This is a genomic window from Paraburkholderia sp. BR10872, from assembly GCF_040965835.1.
In the GTDB taxonomy this organism is placed as follows: Bacteria; Pseudomonadota; Gammaproteobacteria; order Burkholderiales; family Burkholderiaceae; genus Paraburkholderia; species Paraburkholderia nodosa_A.
In genome coordinates this window covers 61,130-79,832 of record NZ_JBFRCN010000025.1, presented here as the reverse complement: position 1 = coordinate 79,832, position 18,703 = coordinate 61,130, and the positions used below count along the sequence as shown (strand labels likewise).

Sequence of the window (18,703 nt, the reverse complement as noted above, 5' to 3'; positions counted from 1 at the left end):
ACGCACGAGATTCATAGAGGGCCTTTCGATGCATCAGCGGCTGTATGAGGCCCCTGCGCTGATTTATGTCCCGTCTTTCGCTTTCGCAACTTCTTGTCCGGTACGCATTCATTGCGTTCACGCTAGCGGCATTTGCCGCGGCGTTCGCATGGACCGCGGGCTGGATACACTGGCCCGGCGCTCAGGCCGCGCTCACGCCTGACCGGCTCATCGACGTCTTCGAACGCACAGCCGGCAAGCATCCCGGATTTCGCCGCAATCATGCGAAAGGCATCTGCGTGAGCGGCTATTTCGACAGCAACGGCAACGGCACGGCGCTTTCTCGCGCGAGCGTATTCGAGCGCGGACGCACGCCGTTGATTGGCCGCTTCTCCGCGCCCGGCGGCAATCCTGCTGAAGACGACGCGGACACGACCGTGCGCAGCTTTGCGCTGCGCTTCGCGATGCGCGACGGCGAGCAATGGCGCACCGGCATGAATTCCGCGCCCGTATTCGCGGTGCGCACGCCGCAAGCGGTTTACGAACTGCAAGAGGCAATGGAGCACGACACGCTCACAGGCCGTCCCGACCCCGCGAGACTCGACGCGTTCTTTGCGAGCCACCCCGAAACTCACGCACTGCGCGACTGGCTCGCCGCGCATGCGCCGTCCTCCGCGTTCTATAACGCGAGCTATTACAGCATCGATGCGTTTCGCTTCACTGACGCAAGCGGCAACATGCGATTCGTGCGCTGGAGTGTCGTGCCCGATACGCCTTACGCGGCGCTGGACACCCGGAACTCGAATGCGAGAGACCCCGACTTTCTCGCGCACGACCTGAAAGTGCAATTGAAGTCGGCTCCCGTGCGCTGGCATCTCATGCTGACGCCCGCGGGCGCGGGCGACCCGGTGGACGATGCCACCCGGACCTGGCCCGCCGAACGCGAGCAGCACCGCGTCGATGCGGGTACCATCGTCATCGAGCATGCACAGTCGCAGATCGACGGCCCCTGCCGCGACATCAATTTCGACCCAACGGTGCTGCCGTTGGGCATTGCGCCCTCGGACGACCCGCTGCTCGCCGCGCGCGCGGCCGCTTACGCGGTGTCGTTCGACCGCCGCACGAGCGAAGAAGCGCACGCCCGCGTGAAAGCCCGCTGAAGGCGGCGCAAACGCAACCCAAACGCAACCCAAACGCAACCCAAACGAAAGCATGGAATAAAGTCCAACGGCCAGGTGTTTCGTTTCTAGTTCACCAAAATGGCCCGAGCCGCGCGCCCTTGACCAGACGGTCGCACACGACCGCAGCGCACGCCAGTCCGGATTGAACGGGGATCGTGGAGAAAACCCTTCGATGAGCGGTACAGACTTACCGGGCATGCTACCCGCCATGATTCCGCGGCTGTGGGCGTTTGCGCTGCGCCTGTCCGGGGACCAGCACGACGCCGAAGACCTCGTGCAACGCGCCTGCCTGCGCGGGCTCGAACGCGCTCATCAGCTTCGACCCGACACGGCTCCCCTGAGCTGGATGTACTCCATCATGCATTCCACATGGATCAACGAACTTCGAGCCCGCAGCGTGCGCAAGCGCGCGAGCTTCGAATGGGACGACGATTTCCTCGAAAATCTCCCCGATCCCGTCGATAATGGCCCCGAAACGCAACTCATGCACAGCCAGATTATCGAGGCAGTCGAGCGCCTGCCCGAAGCCCAGCGTGTGGTGATGCTGCTCGTCGCGGTCGAAGGCATGACGTACCAGCAGGCCGCCGACGTGCTCAAGGTACCCATCGGCACCGTGATGAGCCGGCTCTCGCGAGCGCGGCAATCGGTCGGCGCCATGTTCAGCGGTGCAGCGCCCAAGGCGCCGCCCGCCCCGCAGCAGAAGGACTCACTCGCATGATTGCCGACGACGCACAGTTACTCGCCTATGTGGACGGCCGCCTGTCGCCGGACGAGCGCGCCGCGATCGAAGCGCAGTTGCGCGAGTCCGCCGAGGCGCGCAAGAAGGTTACGCTGCTGCGCACCTCGCAGGTCGATTTCGCCGGCGCCTTCGCTCAGCAAACGCTGCCGCCCGTGCCCGAATCGCTGCGCATTGCCATCGAGGATAGGGTGCGCGCACAAACCGCACAAACCGGGCAACCCGCGCAACCGTCTTCGAGCGCAAACGACGCGGCGATACCAGCCGCGGAACAACACCCCCCCGCGCCCGTGAGATCGCGCCTGCGCCGCGTGCCGGTCTGGCTCGCGGCGGCCTGCGCGGCGGGCGCGTTCCTGGCCGGCCAGTTCGTGCGCTTCGATGCGCTGTTCGGGCCTGCGGGCCAGGGCTCCGGCGCCTCGCAACTCGCGAGCGCATCGGACCTGTCGCCGTGGGTGAAGGCGGCGGTCGGCTACCAGAAGCTCTATACGCGGGAGACCGTCGCCTACCGGCAGGACGATCCGGCGCTCGCCGCCAGGGTCGTCGACGACATCCGCCGCGACGACCGTCTCGCGCTGCGCGTGCCCGACCTGAGCAGCGCAGGGCTCACCTTCAAGTCGGTGCAGCGCCTGCGCTTTCACGACAAGCCGCTCGTGCAGATCGTTTATCTGCCGCGCAGCGGGCCGCCCATCGCGTTGTGCGTGATGAAGGACGCGCGCCCGGACGAAGCGGTCGCCTCGCGCACCGTCGATTCGATGGGCGTCACCACATGGCGGCAGAACGAGCTGACTTACGCGCTCATAGGCCAGCCGGGCGATGTCGATCTCGCCGCGCTCGGCAAGCGCATCTCCAACCTCGATACGGCCGCGCTATTCAGCCAGGCGCAGGAAGCCGTACCGCCGCATAACGGATAAGCGCCAAGGCCGGCGCGGAATAATTTCGCCGCCGGGCTGTTGTGTTGAGGAACCCTCGATCAATGGCTCGGCATGATTCATCGATTGCACCTCTGGGCAGCGGGCATCGTCATCGCGGCGGCGCTTGCATCGCCTGCGCACGCCGCCTGGCGGCTCGCGAGCAGCGATGCACCCATCGGCGTCGTGCGCGGCGCGAGCGTGACTTCGGCAGCGGCGGGCGACACCTTGCGCGACGGCGATCTACTCGAATCGCGTGATGGCGTTGCGCATCTGCAGGACGAGCACGGCACGCTCGTCGCGCTCGGTCCGCGAACTCGCGCGATGCTCATGGCCGACGGACATGTCGCCTTGCTCAGCGGCTGGCTGAAGATCGCGGCTGCCGCGTGCGCAAGCGCGCCTTGTGCCCAGGTGCGCGTGGACACGGAAGCCGGATCGCTCGATATTGGAGCGAGCGCGGCGGCGATCATCGCAGCGCCCGATAACACGGAAACGGTCAGCGTATTCAGCGAAACCGGCACGCAGACCTTAGCGGCTAAGCCGCCCACGTCGCTACCAAACGGCCGTTTCGCGAGCATCGACAGCACGGGCCGTGTGCAAATATCGGCGCGCCCCACCGACATTTTCGTCACGAGCATGCCAGTCGCGTTTCGCGACGCCTTGCAGCCGCTCGCCGTCGCCAGGCCCGCACACATTGCGCCGCCCTCGCACGCCGCGACTTACGACGACGTCGCGCCGTGGCTGGACAGCAAGCTGCCCGCGCGCAAGAGCTTTCCCGCACGCTTTCGCTCGCGTCTGACCGATCGTGCATTTCGCCACGATGTTCAAGCGCATCTGAATACCCTGCCCGACTGGCGCGCCCTGCTCTATCCGCCAGCGCGCCCGGGCCCGGGCGTTCACAACGTGCGCTATCCCTAAGGCTCGATCCTTCACTGCCATGAAGCCCGGACTCTCGCTCAGCGTCAAATTCAACCTGGTATTCCTGATCATCTACGCGATCGCGCTGGTGGTCATCGGCGTGGTCTCCGACCGACTGCTGCAAAGGCAGGCGCTCGAAGAAACCGCGCACGACGCCAACATCCTCGCGAGCGCCGCATCGTCGATGCAGAGCTACACCGCGGCGCACGTCACGCCGTTGCTCGCCACGCAAATCAAGTACAGCTTCGTGCCCGAATCGATCCCCGCGTTTTCGGCCATCGAGATGCTCAAGCTGCTGGGAAAGGACTTCCCGAACTTCTCGTACAACGCCACGATGCTCAACCCGACCAATCCGCGCGACCGCCCGACCGACTGGGAGACCGACGTCATCCGGCATCTGCACGATCATCCGGAACTCAAGGAACTGACCGGCCAGCGCGACGCGCCAGGCGGCCGTTCGTTCTTCCTCGCGCGGCCCAGCAGCATTACCGACACTGCCTGCATGCAGTGCCATAGCACGCCGAACGCCGCGCCCGCGACGATGATCGAGAAGTACGGCACCTCGAACGGCTTCGGCTGGACCATGAACGAGGTGATCGGCGCGGAGTTCGTGTCCGTGCCGATGGCGCAGCCCATTGCGCGCGGGCGGGCCGTCTGGCGCACGTTCATGCTTTCGCTCACCGCCGTGTTTGCGGTCGTGCTGATCGTCATGAACGTGATGATGCACGTGCTGATCACGCGTCCCATTCGTGCGCTGTCACGCGCCGCCGACGAAATGAGCCTCGGCAAGCTCGACGCGACCGCGCTGCCAACGGGCGGATCGGACGAAATCGCCTCGCTTGCGGTGTCCTTCGGACGCATGCAGACCAGCCTCATCGAAGCGTTCCGCATTCTCGACGAAGAGCAGACGTAAGCGATGTCCCACTCCGCCGACATCCCCGCGACCTTCGACCGCTATGTGATCGAGCGCGTACTCGGGCGCGGCGCAATGGGCGTGGTGTATCTGGCGTTCGACCCGCGCATCGAGCGCAAGGTGGCGCTCAAGACTATTCAGCGGCCTGCGGGCGGCGAAGCGGATCACGAACTCACCGCGCGCTTTCTGAACGAAGCGCGCGCCGCGGGACGTCTCGCCCATCCGCACATCGTTGCGGTGTACGACTATGGCGAAACGGGCGACACCGCCTTCATCACGATGGAATATGTGCGCGGCGAAACCCTCGCTGCGCATCTCGCGCAGCACGCGCGCGCGGGCACGCAGATGAATCCGCTGGCCGCCCTGCGCTGGTTCGCGCAGTTGCTCGACGCACTCGACTACGCGCACGGCGCAGGCATCGTTCACCGCGACGTCAAGCCCGCCAATCTGCTGATCTCGCCACGCGGCGAATGCAAGGTCGCGGACTTCGGCATCGCGCAGCTCGACACGTCCAAGCTCACGCAAACCGGCACGCTGCTCGGCACGCCGAGCTATATGTCGCCGGAGCAGTTCACCGGCGACGCTGTCGACGCACGCTCCGATCTCTTTAGCGCGGCAGTCGTGCTCTACGAAATGCTCACCGGCGTGTGCCCGTTCACGGGAACGGCGGGCGCTGTGATGCGCAAGATTCTCAACGAGATGCCGCCTCCCCCTTCGGCGCTCGTGCCCGGCCTGCCTGCGTATATAGACGCCCTGGTGATGAAGGGCATGGAAAAGCGCCCCCGGATGCGCCACGCCAGCGCGCGCGATTGGCGCGATACGCTGCTCGCGGCACTCGCTGCCGATGTCCATGAGGATGCCGAACGAACCGTGCTTGTGCAGGCGGCCATCGACGCGCCACTCCCCACGCCGCCAACGCAGACCCAGCTCGACCCCGAACTCGTCGCGCATCTGGAGAAGCGCCTGGCGAGCCATGTCGGGCCCGTGGCGTCGTTGCTGGTACGGCGAGCGTGCGTAGGGGCGACGAACATCGATACGCTGCGCGAACGCCTGAGCGCCCACTTGCCCAACGACGATGCGCGACGCGACTTCGATTCGCTATTGATTCCGGTAGGCGGGGGCGCACCGCGTACGATCGGCCCGCAGACAGTCAGCGCCGAAAGCGTGAACGAAGCCGCCTCGCGCCTCTCGACGCTGCTGGGCCCCATCGCCCGTATCGTGGCGCGCCGCGCCGCCGATCGCGCCACCGATCTGCGCACTTTCCACACGCAACTGCTCGACGCGGTGCCGGAGCCGCACCGCGAAACGCTGCGCCGCGAATGGGATGTGGACAGCGACTAGCGTGCGATGTCGTACGCTTCGAGCAGGTCCAGGAACAAGCTCGGATCGAGCGCACCCTCGCGCCGATGCATCGCACTGTCTTCCTGAGTCCACCACATGCTGGCGCCCTCGCACGATGCCAGTGCGACTGGCTGCTCGTGCAGCGTAGCAAGTTTCGACTCGAACGCCGTGAGCGAAAACGAAGGCGCCAGCGTCGAGAGGGCAAGCGCACATGCCTCGACGTGCCAGCGCGAATCGACGGCACGCGCTGCGCCTTCGATTTGCCGCGCGATCACGAATGGAAAATAGCGCCCCACGGCGTCGATGCCTGGCATGAGGACGCCGGTGCACGCGCAGTCGTCGATCACGGAGGGCGGAGCCGAAAAGCGCCACACGGGCATCTCCAGATAGCGCTCGAGCCAGCCTCCGGCATGGCGTTCGCGCGCGGCCAGCAGACCGCGTTGCAACCACGCGTCCCAACGGCCGACGAAAGCCGCGGAAAGGCCGCGTCCGACGAAATCGCCATGCGTGCGGACCTTGCCGTAAAAACCGGCGTCGATTCGAGATGCTGCGTTCATAGCGAGGCCGGGCAACGAAAGCCAGTGAGCATGCCCGCGCGCAACGGATTCTCCACGCTGCCGGCAACGAGCGCGAGCTTGACCTTGCCGTCGTCGAACGTCGCATTGAAATGATCGGCCTGTCCGGCCTGCTCGATACGCGCGGTGTCGAGCAGATGGAACAGCGCCCAGGGTCCGTCCGCGCGAGGCGGCGTCGTCGTCGCGGGATCGAGTTCGACATGCGCCTGCCCCGTGCCCTTCCCGCTCGGCCACTGGAAGGCGGCGGTGGCGTTGGGCGCATCGCTCGTCGCGCTCAGTTGGGTGCCGTCGATATCGAGCACGAAGCGCTTCAGCGAAGGATCGAGCGAAACCACCTTCGCCGAGAAATGCACGGACACGTCGCGGCCGCCGTCGCGAAACAAAGCATCCCGCAACGTCGCCGCACGCTGGAACGCCACCGGCACGTCGTCGGACATGCCGAGGGCTTTCGCTTCGGGCCGCCACTTCCACACCGCGCCGGACGTATCCACCCGATTCTGCAGATTCTTCTGGAAGAACGCGTCGATCAAGCCGCCGGGCGCCAGCACGCGCGCGAAGTCGTCGGGCGCGGCGTCGCGCGTCGAAGTCCTCACGAGCGGGTAACGGCCGTCGAGCGCCTGCTTGCACGCGGGCGCGACGGTCGTGGCCCAAAGCGTTTGCAATTGCGCGCGCTGGCCCTGGATCTGCACGGTATCGGCGTCGCCCGCTACGCCTTGCAGCACCGCCGCGAGCGGCGCGGGCGCGTTCTGCGAGAGCAGCTTCAGGCGGTCGAGCGGGCCCGTGGCGGGCGGCGGCAGCGACTGCCTGCGCGCCGTGTCTTCCGCCTGCAGGGTCGCTGCGGCGTCCTTGAGCGCGTTGATGTATTCGTCCAGCGCCGCGCCGGCTAGATCGTGCAGCGCCTGAAAATGCGTATCGACGGGTGTCGGCGCGGCAGGCTGCTCCGCTCCCGCGCCGATGCGCTTTTCGAGCGCGTCGAGCTTGCCGGGCGCGGCAGCCGGCGGCGTGAAGGTCGTTTCACGCGCGACGGCCTGAATCAGCGCGCGCAACGGCGAAGTCGCCGAGCCGAGCAGGTTCGCGACGCGCGCGCCCTGATCCGGCGCGCTGAACGGCACGACGGCGATATCGGCGAGCAACGCGTCCCACTGGCGGATCGCCTCCTCGCTGTAGAGCCGCGTGAGCGCCGCGCGCAATGCCTCCGTGCTTTGCGCATCCGTATGCGTCTGGCCCGCGCCGAGCACCCAGTCGTCCTTCGACAGATTGGCGAGCGCCTCTTCGCGCACGCGCACGAACGCGTCGAAGCCCGCACGCGTATAGGCGCCCTCTATGCCTTGCGTGAGCGGCGCGCCGCTCCGTCTCACGAACACGATCTGCCCGCTCGGCCCCGCCGCTTTCGCCACGGTGAAATCCGGCAGGCGCAGCTGCGCGAGTTGCTGATCGATACGGCCGTTCAGGCGCTGCGCGAGCGGCACGCGATTGAGCACGGCGCGCGCCTGCGCGATGAGGTTCTGATCGAGCGGCAAGTTCGAATCGAACTCGCCACGCCGGAACAGCGCCTGCAAATGCTGCTCGATGTCCGCGCGCTGCGCGTCGCTCGCGTCTTTCATCGAACCCGTTCGCCAGGTACGCAGCGCCCAGACCTGCAGCGCGTCCGGGTCGAAATGCGTCGGGTCGCCCAGCATCAGGTACGCACGCAGGGCTTCATAGAGCGTGGCCGGGTCTTCCGTGTTGCCGCGGCGAAGCTCGTCCTCCATGCGTTGCACGACGATCGGCAGCAAGGTCTGCCGCAGCAGGCGCTGATACAGGCGCTGCGCTTCCAGGCCGAGCTTCTGGCGCTGATCGAGACCCAGGCCCGCCCACCACGGCGTGTCACGCGAAGCACGCTCCGCTTCGCCGCCGGGCAAATCGCGCGCGGCGTCGAGCAGCGGCAGGACCGCAAGCGGACTGTCGCCCGCACTGGTTTTCTTCGCAAGCTCGGCGAGCGCCGCGATCTGCTGACGGCTTTCATCGACGAAGCGGCGATTTGCGCGATCGCTCGCGATCAGGACGATCAGTCCAGCCGCCAGCAACACGGCGATGCCTGCGATTGCGGCCTGCTGAAAGCGCGTGCGCCGCCGCACCGCGCGCGGGTCGCTCCCCGCGATGCCCTGTTCGGCGAAGATCACGTCGCGCAGCAGCCGCTTGACGAAATACGCGCGGCCGCTCGAGGCGTCCGCCATCACGACCTCGCGGCTCAAGCCGAGCGATGCGGCCATCGCGCTCATCATGCGGTCGAGTGGACGTCCGCTCTGCGTGCCGCTCGTGAAGTACACGCCGCGCAGCGACGGCGCGCGTGCGAAACGAGACTCGCCGAATGCCTCTTCGAGAAACCGCCGCAACGCGCGCTCGATGCCCGCGAACTGCTGCGGGAAGGCATAGATCAGCGCGCGCCGCCGCGGGTCGGTTTCCTGCTGCATGCGTTGCAGCACGCGGCCTTGCAGTTGCGCGTGCAGCAAGCCGAACTCTTCGGAGAACCGCGCGAGCGGCGCACTGCCTTCGCCCGCCTCCTCCGATGCGAGCGGAAACGTCATACCCCACACCTGCTCGCGCTCGTCGCGCCCGAAGTCGTCGAAATACTCGGAGAAGCCTGCAAGCATGTCGGTTTTCGTCACGACGACATACACCGGCAGATGCACACCGAGTTGCTGGTTCAGTTCGGAAAGGCGCTCGCGGATTGCGGCGGCATAGGTGGTGCGCTCGGCGTCCGACTGTTGCAGCAGATCGGCGGCCGAAACCACGGCCATCACGCCGTCGAGCGGACGGCGCGGCCGGTACTTGCGCAGCAGCCCGAGAAAGCCGAGCCATGCGCCGCGATCGGCCTGCTCGTGGCTGTCCTGCGTGGTGAAGCGGCCGGCAGTGTCGAGCAGCACGGCGTGGTCCGTGAACCACCAGTCGCAGTTGCGTGTGCCGCCCACGCCGCCCACCGCCTGCGCGCCGAGCCGGTCCGCGAGCGGGAAGCGCAGCCCCGAATGCGCGAGTGCGGTCGTCTTGCCCGCGCCCGGCGCGCCGACGAAGAGATACCACGGCAAGTCGTAGAGCGATTCGCGGCGGGGTGCGAGCCACGCGAACATGCGCCGTATGCCGCGCGCACCGCCTGCTGGTGCGCGCGACTCGCGCAGTGTCTTCAGCGCCGCTTCGAAGCGCGTGCGCAATGCCGCGACGTCGGCGTCGGCGGCCTTGCGCGCGGGGTCCGGTGCGTGTTTCGCGGGGTCGAGCGCATCGGCAACGAGGCTCTGCACGAACGTCGAACTGGCGATGCGTGTTTTTGCAAACCGGACGCCCCAATATAGCGCCCAGCACGCGAGGATGAGCGCAATCACGCTCCAGCGCCTGGCGCTGCTCTCGAACGGCGCTGTGCCGTTGAACGCCACGAGCGGCCCTTCGAACCAGACCAGCGCACAAAGCGCGAGTACACCCGCAAACGTGACGACAGCGGGCCTTTTGAACCCCTGGATCCACTTCATGGCGCGGCTCCCGGGGCAAGAATGGCGATCGTCACGCGGCGGTTGCGCGCGCGGCCCGTCGCGGTATCGTTCGATGCGACCGGCTCGGTATCGCCGCGGCCTTCGGCGCTCACGCGCGCAGGGTCCGCGAGATGCGCGGCGAGAATCGCGCGCACCGTCTCCGCGCGCGCCTGCGAGAGTGCGACGTTCGAGGGAAAGCGCGCCGACACGATGCGCTGATCGTCCGTGTGCCCGATCACGACGACATTGCCCGGCTTGTCCGCCAGCGCCTCGCCGATGCGCTGCACGAGCGGCACAAAATGCGGGTCGAGTTCGGCACTCCCGGATGCGAAGATTTGCGTGCCTTCGGCGCTGTTGTTGATGGTCACGGTTGTGCGGTCCCCCGATTCGCCCACCGTGACCAACCCTTGCGCGATCTCCGGCGCGAGAAAGCCATCGAGCGCCGAGCCGAATTTCGGCGCGGCCTGCATCTTTGCCGCGAGTACGGGCGCAGGCGCCACGCGAATGCCGCGCATCGCCTCGAACACCGGGTCGGAGAACGCGTTGATGCGCAGCCCGAGCACGAGGCTCGTCGCCATCAACACGAGGGCCGCCAGCGCCAGCGCGACCCACAGCGGCACGAAACCCAGCGTGCGTTCGCGCGCGTGCTCCGCGGGTTGCCAGTGCGGCGACAGCGCGCGCTCGACCGGGCCGCGTTGCGCGCGGATCATCTGTTCAAGGCGTTCGCGAATCTCGTCGAGCTGCCGCTTGCCGCCTTCCATGAGCCGGTAGCGCCCGTCGAAGCCAAGCGCGAGCATCACATAGATCAGTTCGAGCAGGTCAATATCGGCAGCGGGGGTTTGCGCGAGCCGCTGCAACATGACGAAAAGCCGCTCGCCGCCGGAGGCCTCGTTGTGAAACGTCACGAGCAGGCTCCTGCGGCCCCAGACCCCTGCGCCCCATGGCGTCGCCGCAATAGCCTCGTCGATGAAGGTGCACAGGCAATAGCGCGCCGGGCCGAGCTGCGTGTCGGGCACGCCGAACGCTCGGCCGTCGGCCTCGAAGCGGCGCACCATCTGGATCAGTTGCGCGCGCAGCGCGTCGAGATCCGGATGGCTCGGCAGGCGGCGCAGCGGGAGCGCGAGTTCCAGCAGCGCATTGGCCGCCCGCAGCAGCGGGTTGCGCCCGGCGGCCGAGGCATCGAGCGGCGTGAGTGCCGGCTCGGCGGCTTGCGGCTTGGGCTGCGGCGTGGCCTGCGCTTGGGCGCCGCCTGTGCGTTCGCGCTTGCGCCCCGGCATCGGCATGCGGATCGTGCGCGCCGCGTCGAGATAGTCCGCGTCGTCGAGCGGCGCGTTTGTGCTATCGGTCATGGAAAGAGGTCCTCCACGCATGACTTCAATGACGGATGGCCCAGAGTTCCATCGTGAGCCCGGGAAACTCGCCCGCCACGTGCAGCGCCATGCCCGCCGAAGCGGCAAGCGTTGCCCACGCTTCGTCGTGGTCGTCGAGTTCGAAATAGCTGTAGCCCGCGTGGAACGGCAACTGGCGCGGCGCGACCGCCAGCGCGCGCAACGCGATGCCAGGCAGCTGCAGGTTCACGAGATCGCGGATCTTTTCCATGCTGCCGATCTTCACCTGGCTTGTGAACGCGGAAATCAGCGTGCCGGCCGGCACCTGCGCCCGCACCGCGAGCACGAAGGTCGCGCCGGCAAAGAGCGTGCGGTCCGCAACGCGCGCCACCCGCAATCCATACTTGCGTTCTTCGAGCGCAATCGCCACGACCTGTGGATCGGCGACGCGCGACAGCGCCAGCCGCAGCGCATCGATCACGGGTTCGAAGGTCTCCTTCAGCCGGTCGTGCCGGTATGCTGCGAACGTCGGTGGCCGCCGCCCAGTCTGGCTGAACGTAGCAAGCTCGCCCGCCAGTGCGATGCACGACTGATAGAACGCTTCGGGATGCAAACCATCCATGGCATTGAAGTGAGTGACGAGCGGCTGCGCCCGATTGACGATCTGCAGCAGCAGGAAATCGGCGATTTCGGCCATACCCGCGCTGTCGGGCTGGGCGAGACGTCCGGCGAGCGCTTCGCCGCGCTGCTGAAGCAGGCCGCCCAGCTCGGTCGAGAAGCGCGCGAGGCGCCCCGCCACGCGATAGTCGAGGCACGGCGCGCAATAGTCGTCGTCGAGCACGACGCGGCCGTCGCTGCGGCGCTCGATCACGTGCGCCACGCCCGCGCATGCATGCGCGTTGGCAACCTCGGGCGCGAGCGCGAGGCGCAGGCGCAGCTTGCCGATCTGCAGCAACGTGCTGGGCGCGTCGGCGTCGTTGCTGTCGTGCACTTCGAAGTCCCCCGCGCCGTAACGCGCGAGATCGTCGGCGTGCCCGTCGCCGCCCGATTCGGGCGCGCCGGCGCGGCGAACCGGCAGCGCGAGCATGACGGTCACGTTCGCGGCGTTTTCCGGGATGTCGAGCGGCTCGGGCAGATCGTCGTCTGCGGGCAGGTTGAACGGCGTGCCGTCGGGCAGCACGCCTGCCGCCGCGCGCAACGCCAGCTTGCCGAGCTTGAGCAGCGCCTCGTCGATCTCCAGCGTCGTAAAGCCCCAGCCATAGGCGCGCAGGCCGTTCACGCTGCCCGCGAGCAGCGCCTCGACGTGCCGGTCGTGCTGCTGGAGATGCTGCGGCTGAAGGAACATGCCCTCCGACCAGATGACTTTGTTGTTCCAGTACATGCTGTGACTCAATCCTTGGGAAATTGCAACGCGTCGAGCTGCGCCTGATAGGCCCGGCCGAACGGTTCGCCGAAGCGCTGCTGGAAATCGTCGCCCGCGTCGCGCGACACGTGCTCCCACGTCTTCACGAAGCGCAGCCACAGGCGCGCCCGGCGATTGCCGACGAGCGCCTCGAGGCCGGAGGGCGCGTCGAGCGAGCCCTCGATCGCGTCTGGGTCGAGGCGCGCCATGGCGTCGTCGAACGCGGCGCGCATGCCGGCGACGAGTGCGAGTTCGTGCGCCTGGATATCGCGGTACGCGGCGCGCAAGGCTTCGTCCGGCGCGAGGTAGCCGCGACCGCGCGCGCCGAGCATTTGCGTCAAGGCGCGGTCTGCGTCGGGAAAGAACTTGAGCGGGTTGTTGTCGCGCGCCTCGATCATCGTCATCGCCATGCGGGCCTCGCGGCGCGCCATCGCGCGCGAGCGCAGCACGCTCATCGTGCCCTGCGTGGCTTCGCGCAACAGCGCGCCGGCGAGGCGCGCGACGTCCGGCGCGCTGAGGTGGGCGACATCGGCGGACGCGATGCCGAGACCCTCCAGCAGTGCGTCCAGCACTGCCGAATCGTCCGCGCGAGGGGCTGCGGGGCGGGTCTCCGGTGCCGCCGCGCGCGCCGCGTCCAACCGGTGCGCCGGTATGGCAGTCACGGCTTTTTCTGGCGAGACGTGCTCGAAACTGCGTAACGGCGCGGCCGGTTCGCGCTCCGCCGGCGCGGGGGCGTCGCGTAACGGGTCGGCGGAGCCCAGCACGTCCATTAGCGCCTGATTCGCTTCGCCGCCGAAATGGCCCGGTTCGCGCAGTAATGGCGTCGCGGCGAGCGGGTCGGGCGTGAACGGCGTTTCGTCGCGCACAGGCTGCGGCGCAGCGCAAGCGCGGGGCGCGTCCCAGTCGTCGGGGATGAGCGGCGCGCTCGGCGGCGCCTCGAACTCCGGCGTGCCCGGCAGGCTCGCTGCGGGTAGCCGCGCAGGCGGCGTGGCTTGCGTCATCAGCGTTTGATCGAATGGCGCCCGGCTTTCCTCGTCCTTTTCGATGGAAACCGCAAGCGTATAAGCGCCAATCCGGATCTGGTCGCCATCGGACAACACGGCCTCGTGCGCGCCGTTCAGCGCCTCGCCATTCAGCAGTGTCGGATTGCTTCCGGCATCGATTAGCACATAGATGCCGTCACGGCGCTCGATGCTCGCCTGCATGCGCGAAATACCGCGCTGCGCGTCGCTCAGCACCAGCGTGCTCTCCGGCGCGCGGCCAATCGTTGCGCGATCGTCGATCTCCATCGTGCGTGGCGCGGCGTGCTCACCGGCTTCGCCGCCCTCAACAGTCAACGTCAATCTCACGGAGCCTCCTGATTGCGAATCTTGCTCGTGCCGTCGTCGGCGTCGCGGGGCGGCGTTGGCGGCGCGGGGGCCACGGAAAGCGACACCGGCGGCACGCCCGGGCCGAGCGGAATCGGGAAGCTCGACATCTCGATCGTTTCCGGACCGATGAGGATGTACGACGCTCCCGCACGCAGCGCGATGGTTGCGCTCGCCTCGATTTCCACCGCCGCGCCCGCCTTGATGTGCACGGCTGCGCCCGCGTCGAGCGAGTACGCCTCGCCCACGAACTGCTCGTGTGTCGTCATGCTGGCGGCCGAGACGGGGCCAACCACGCGCGACGTGCTGCTGCCCAGTACCGAATCGTTACGTGCGCCGCGCGTCTCGCGAAACTCCTCGCCGCCGATGCACAGATGCCGTTCGCCGGTGACGTTCATCAGCGCGTCGTGCTTGACCCACGTTTCGTGATCGCGCTCGGCGTGAAAGAACATTTGTTCGCCGCCCTTGCGGTCGTCGAGGCGGACTTCGTTGTAGCCGTTGCCGCCCTTCGTCGACTGACTCTTGAGCGTGGACACCGCGCTTTGCGCGGGCAGGTCGTACGGCGGCATGTTGGTCGAGTTGTAGACCGCGCCGACGATCACTGGCCGGTCGGGATCGCCTTCGATGAAATCCACCAGCACCTCCTGGCCGATGCGCGGCAGGCACATCGCCCCCCAGCGCCGGTTCGCCCAGCCCTGCGCCACGCGCACCCAGCAGCGATCGAGCCGATCCGCGCCGCCTGCCTGCGAAAGCTGCTCCCAATGGAACTGCACTTTCACGCGCCCGTATTTGTCTGTGAGAATCTCTTCGCCCGGCGGGCCGATCACGACCGCCGTCTGCGGGCCCGCAGTGTGAGGAACGGGCGTGATGCGCGGCGAACGGAACGTGTTGTCGCTGCGAATCGCCCTGAAATGACAGTCGAACATCGGCTGTGTGGGATCGCTCGTGGATACATAGGCATCCGATACGATTTCGGCCTGATTCTCGATCACGAGATACTGACGGTTCTGCGCGCCACCCGGATGATCGCGCAGCCGGAACAAGCCGCCCGCTGCGATGCCGCGTGAGGTGGCGCGCCCTTCCATCGCGTCGTTCTGCGTTTGATGGATCTCCACGTTGATGCGCGCGAGGCGCTCGCCGTCGCCCGCTTTCAGATGCCCGCTCAGATGCTCCTGCATCAAATACCGCGGCGGATCGTAGGGTGCGCTGCGTGTCGCGCGCGAAACGAGTCCTTCGCTGTTGCTCACCGAGGCCTTTTCGAAGTCGTAGTCGTTGACTTCGTAGCGCCCCGTTTCGAGCGTCGCGCCCGCATGCCAGCGGTAGACGCATTCTTCATCGGGTTCCGGCGTGTCCCAGCCCTGAAACGGCACCGACTCATAGTGCGCGATGGGCCGATGCTCCGCGCCGGAATCGGCCAGCACGAGCGTATGCTTGCCGCCTGCGTGCTCGAAGAAGTAATGCATGCCTTCGCGCTCCATGAGGCGGCTCACGAAGTCGAAATCCGTTTCGCGGTATTGCACGCAATGGTCGAGCGCCGGGTAGCTCGCCGTACATGCGTTGCGAAAGTCGATGTCGTACGACTCCAGCACTTGCGCAACGATTTGCGGTGCCGTGCGCTGATGAAAGAAGCGCCGGTGCGAGGCGCGCGTGAGCAACCACAGGCGCGGATGCACGACCGCCTCATAGCGCGCCATGCGATTTTTCGTGGTGTCGCCGGGTGCGAGCAGACGCAGCGTCGTGACAATGCCGTTGAACTCGCGCGACCCGCCCGCTGGATAATCGAGCGTCACAGAAAGGTTCTGCCCGATCACCGCGCCCGGGTCGATATCGTTGTGCATGCTCAGGAATGCGATCTCGAAGCGGCTCAGACGTCCCAGCGCCTCGCTCGCCGACATGCGCAGAAACACCGCGACGTCGCCGAGCGCCGCACAGGTCATATGCACATGGCGACTAGTCGAAGGCATAGCTGAACTCCTCGTCCTCGACGCTCACATGCACACGCGCAAGCGTCTTTCCGTCCATCACGCGCGAAAGGAACGCCGTGCTGATGCGCGGCAGCACGCTGTTGGTGAGGATCGCGTCGATCATGCGGCCGCCGCTTTCCATGCGCGTGCAACGCTGTGCGATCTGCGTCACCACGGTCTCGTCATAGGTGAACGGCACGCCGTGCGTGAGCGTCACACGTTCGGCCACGCGGCCGAGTTGCAGCCGGATGATGGCGCTCAGCATCTCATTGGAGAGCGGGTAATACGGAATGGTCACCATGCGTCCGAGCAACGCGGCCGGGAAAGTCTCCAGCAATTGCGTGTGGAGCTCGCGTTCAATCACCTCCATCGGTGGGCTCGTTCGTGGATCGCGGCACAACTGCGCAATGCATTCGGTGCCCGCATTGGTCGTGAGCAGAATGAGCGTATTGCGGAAATCGATGGAACGGCCTTCGCTGTCGTCCATGCGGCCTTTGTCGAAGACCTGGAAAAACAGCTCGTGCACGTCGGGATGCGCCTTCTCCACTTCGTCGAGCAGCACGACGCTGTGCGGCCGCCGGCGCACCGCTTCGGTCAGCACGCCGCCTTCGCCGAAGCCCACGTAGCCCGGCGGCGCGCCCTTGAGCAGCGACACCGTGTGCGCTTCCTGATACTCGCTCATGTTGATGGCAATGAGGTTTTGCTCGCCGCCATAGAGTGCCTCGGCAAGCGCGAGCGCCGTCTCGGTCTTGCCCACGCCCGAGGTGCCCGCGAGCAGAAACACGCCAACCGGCTTATTCGGATCGTCGAGGCCCGCGCGCGAAGTCTGCACGCGCCGCGCGATCATTTGCGTGGCATGCTGCTGGCCGATGATGCGGCGGTCGAGCACCTCGTTCAGCCGCAATACATTGCCGATCTCGTTCTTGAGCATGTTGAGCACGGGCACGCCGGTCCAGTCCTGCACGACCGCGGCCACGGCATGACGGTCCACGCCCGGCAGCACGAGCGGCGCGTCGCCCTGATGCTCGGCGAGTTGCGCCTGGCGTTCGCGCAACGCGGCAAGATCGGCGTCCGGGGCGCCTTCCCGCAGCGCCTGGCGGCGCGCGAGGATGTCTTCGACCATCTCGCGCTCCACCTTCCAGCGCGCGTGCAGATCGGCAAGGCGCGCGGTCTCGGTTTGCAATGCCGCCGCCGCGGCTTCGCGACGTGCCGCCGTATCGACGCCGATCGCCCCCTCGCGCCCGATCACCTCCAGCTCCGTGTTGAGCGCTTCGATGCGCCGTTGCGCGTCGTCAACGGCCGGCGGCGTGGCGTGCTGGCTCACCGCAACGCGTGCGCACGCGGTATCGAGCAGGCTCACCGACTTGTCCGGCAACTGCCGTGCGGGCAGATAGCGATGCGAGAGCTTCACCGCCGCCTCGATCGCCTCGTCGAGCACCTGCACGCCGTGATGCGTTTCCAGCGCGGCAGCGAGTCCCCGCATCATCGTCACAGCACGAGCCTCCTCGGGCTCGTGGATCTGCACGACCTGAAAGCGCCGCGTGAGCGCCGGATCTTTCTCGATGTGCCTGCGGTACTCCGACCACGTCGTTGCTGCGATGGTGCGCACACTCCCGCGTGCAAGCGCGGGCTTGAGCAGATTCGCCGCGTCGCCGGTGCCCGCCGCGCCGCCCGCGCCGATCAGCGTGTGCGCCTCGTCGATGAAGAGGATGATGGGATGGAACGCCGCTTGCACGGCTTCCAGCACCTGACGCAACCGCGCTTCGAATTCGCCTTTCACGCCCGCTCCGGCCTGCAGCAGTGCGACGTCGAGCGCCCGCAGGCTCACGTCGCGCAGCGCGGGCGGCACGTCGCCCGCCGCGATGCGCAGTGCGAGGCCTTCGACCACGGCCGTCTTGCCGACCCCCGCCTCGCCGGTGAGGATCGGATTGTTCTGCCTGCGCCGCATGAGGATGTCGACGACCTGGCGAATCTCCGCATCGCGGCCCACCACGGGATCGAGCCGGCCTTCACGCGCCTGGACCGTGAGATCGACGGTGAAGCGCTGCAAGGCGTCGTCGGTGCGATGCGGCGTGTCGGGCTCCTGCGTCACGACAGGCGCCTGCGTCGATGCTTCCGGCGAACCGTCGAGCACATCGGCGAAGTTGGCAACGAGGTCATCCAGCTTCACGCGATCGAACTCGCGCGAAATACCGCGCAATGCGTTGCGCAGCACGGGCGTCTGCAACACGCCGACGAGCACATGCGCGCTGCGCACCTTCTGCGCGTCGAAGAGCAGCGAAGCATAGACCCAGCCGCGCTCCACGGCCTCTTCCAGCTGCGATGAAATATCGCTGACCGAGGCCGCCCCGCGCGGCAGTCGGTCGAGCGCATCGGTCAGATCGCGCGCGAGCGCCGCGGGTTCGATGTGGGCGTGCCGGATGACGCGGTGCAGATCCGAATCGGGCAACTGCAGCATCTGATGCAGCCAGTGCGCAAGCTCGACATACGCATTGCCGCGCAATCGGCAGAACGTGGTCGCACTCTCCATCGCGCCGAAGCTGAGCGTATCGAGTTTGCCGAACATGACGGCGCGGCTGATGTCTGCCATT

13 protein-coding genes are annotated in these 18,703 nt (G+C 67.1%); 6 read left to right on the top strand and 7 right to left on the bottom strand.

What is annotated here, in order from left to right:
• Window positions 1-65: 65 nt before the first annotated feature.
• The 6 genes from AB4Y43_RS20390 to AB4Y43_RS20365 all read left to right on the top strand — a co-directional run bounded on the left by AB4Y43_RS20390 (window position 66) and on the right by AB4Y43_RS20365 (window position 5,976).
• Window positions 66-1,139 (top strand): catalase family peroxidase, encoded by a 1,074-nt coding sequence (locus AB4Y43_RS20390; RefSeq protein WP_368728631.1) that lies wholly within the window; start codon window positions 66-68, stop codon window positions 1,137-1,139.
• A gap of 193 nt (window positions 1,140-1,332) precedes the next feature.
• On the top strand, window positions 1,333-1,878 hold the full coding sequence (locus tag AB4Y43_RS20385) for an RNA polymerase sigma factor (protein ID WP_069268879.1): 546 nt from the start codon (window positions 1,333-1,335) through the stop codon (window positions 1,876-1,878).
• Window positions 1,875-2,807: an anti-sigma factor gene (locus tag AB4Y43_RS20380; protein WP_368728630.1), complete on the top strand. Its 933-nt coding sequence runs from the start codon at window positions 1,875-1,877 to the stop codon at window positions 2,805-2,807. Before AB4Y43_RS20385 ends, AB4Y43_RS20380 begins: the two co-directional genes overlap by 4 nt.
• A 72-nt stretch (window positions 2,808-2,879) precedes the next feature.
• Complete coding sequence (locus AB4Y43_RS20375) at window positions 2,880-3,722, top strand: hypothetical protein (RefSeq protein WP_368728629.1); 843 nt, start codon at window positions 2,880-2,882, stop codon at window positions 3,720-3,722.
• Between the two features lie 19 nt (window positions 3,723-3,741).
• Entirely contained in the window at window positions 3,742-4,635 is an 894-nt protein-coding gene (locus AB4Y43_RS20370) for a DUF3365 domain-containing protein (protein WP_368728628.1), read from the top strand.
• Window positions 4,636-4,638: 3 nt separating this feature from the next.
• Window positions 4,639-5,976: a serine/threonine-protein kinase gene (locus AB4Y43_RS20365; protein ID WP_368728627.1), complete on the top strand. Its 1,338-nt coding sequence runs from the start codon at window positions 4,639-4,641 to the stop codon at window positions 5,974-5,976.
• Here the strand turns inward: AB4Y43_RS20365 and tagF are convergent.
• Genes tagF through tssH form a run of 7 tightly spaced genes read right to left on the bottom strand, consistent with a single transcriptional unit; the run spans window position 5,973 to window position 18,702 of the window.
• A complete protein-coding gene (gene tagF, locus AB4Y43_RS20360; protein ID WP_368728626.1) occupies window positions 5,973-6,533 on the bottom strand; it encodes a type VI secretion system-associated protein TagF in 561 nt (186 codons plus the stop codon). The genes AB4Y43_RS20365 and tagF overlap by 4 nt on opposite strands.
• The gene (gene tssM / locus AB4Y43_RS20355; protein WP_368728625.1) at window positions 6,530-10,051 is read right to left on the bottom strand and encodes a type VI secretion system membrane subunit TssM; all 3,522 of its coding nucleotides are present in this window, start codon (window positions 10,049-10,051) and stop codon (window positions 6,530-6,532) included. Before tssM ends, tagF begins: the two co-directional genes overlap by 4 nt.
• Window positions 10,048-11,400 carry a type VI secretion system protein TssL, long form gene (tssL, locus tag AB4Y43_RS20350; protein ID WP_342947490.1) on the bottom strand — a complete coding sequence of 451 codons (1,353 nt, stop codon included), beginning with the start codon at window positions 11,398-11,400 and terminating at the stop codon, window positions 10,048-10,050. The genes tssM and tssL overlap by 4 nt, the downstream gene beginning before the upstream one ends.
• A 25-nt stretch (window positions 11,401-11,425) precedes the next feature.
• Complete coding sequence (gene tssK, locus AB4Y43_RS20345) at window positions 11,426-12,760, bottom strand: type VI secretion system baseplate subunit TssK (RefSeq protein ID WP_368728624.1); 1,335 nt, start codon at window positions 12,758-12,760, stop codon at window positions 11,426-11,428.
• Between the two features lie 8 nt (window positions 12,761-12,768).
• Window positions 12,769-14,130: a type VI secretion system-associated FHA domain protein TagH gene (gene tagH, locus AB4Y43_RS20340; RefSeq protein WP_368728623.1), complete on the bottom strand. Its 1,362-nt coding sequence runs from the start codon at window positions 14,128-14,130 to the stop codon at window positions 12,769-12,771.
• Window positions 14,127-16,112 carry a type VI secretion system Vgr family protein gene (locus tag AB4Y43_RS20335; protein WP_368728622.1) on the bottom strand — a complete coding sequence of 662 codons (1,986 nt, stop codon included), beginning with the start codon at window positions 16,110-16,112 and terminating at the stop codon, window positions 14,127-14,129. The genes tagH and AB4Y43_RS20335 overlap by 4 nt, the downstream gene beginning before the upstream one ends.
• Entirely contained in the window at window positions 16,099-18,702 is a 2,604-nt protein-coding gene (gene tssH / locus AB4Y43_RS20330; protein WP_368728621.1) for a type VI secretion system ATPase TssH, read from the bottom strand. The genes AB4Y43_RS20335 and tssH overlap by 14 nt, the downstream gene beginning before the upstream one ends.
• Window position 18,703 lies beyond the last annotated feature (1 nt).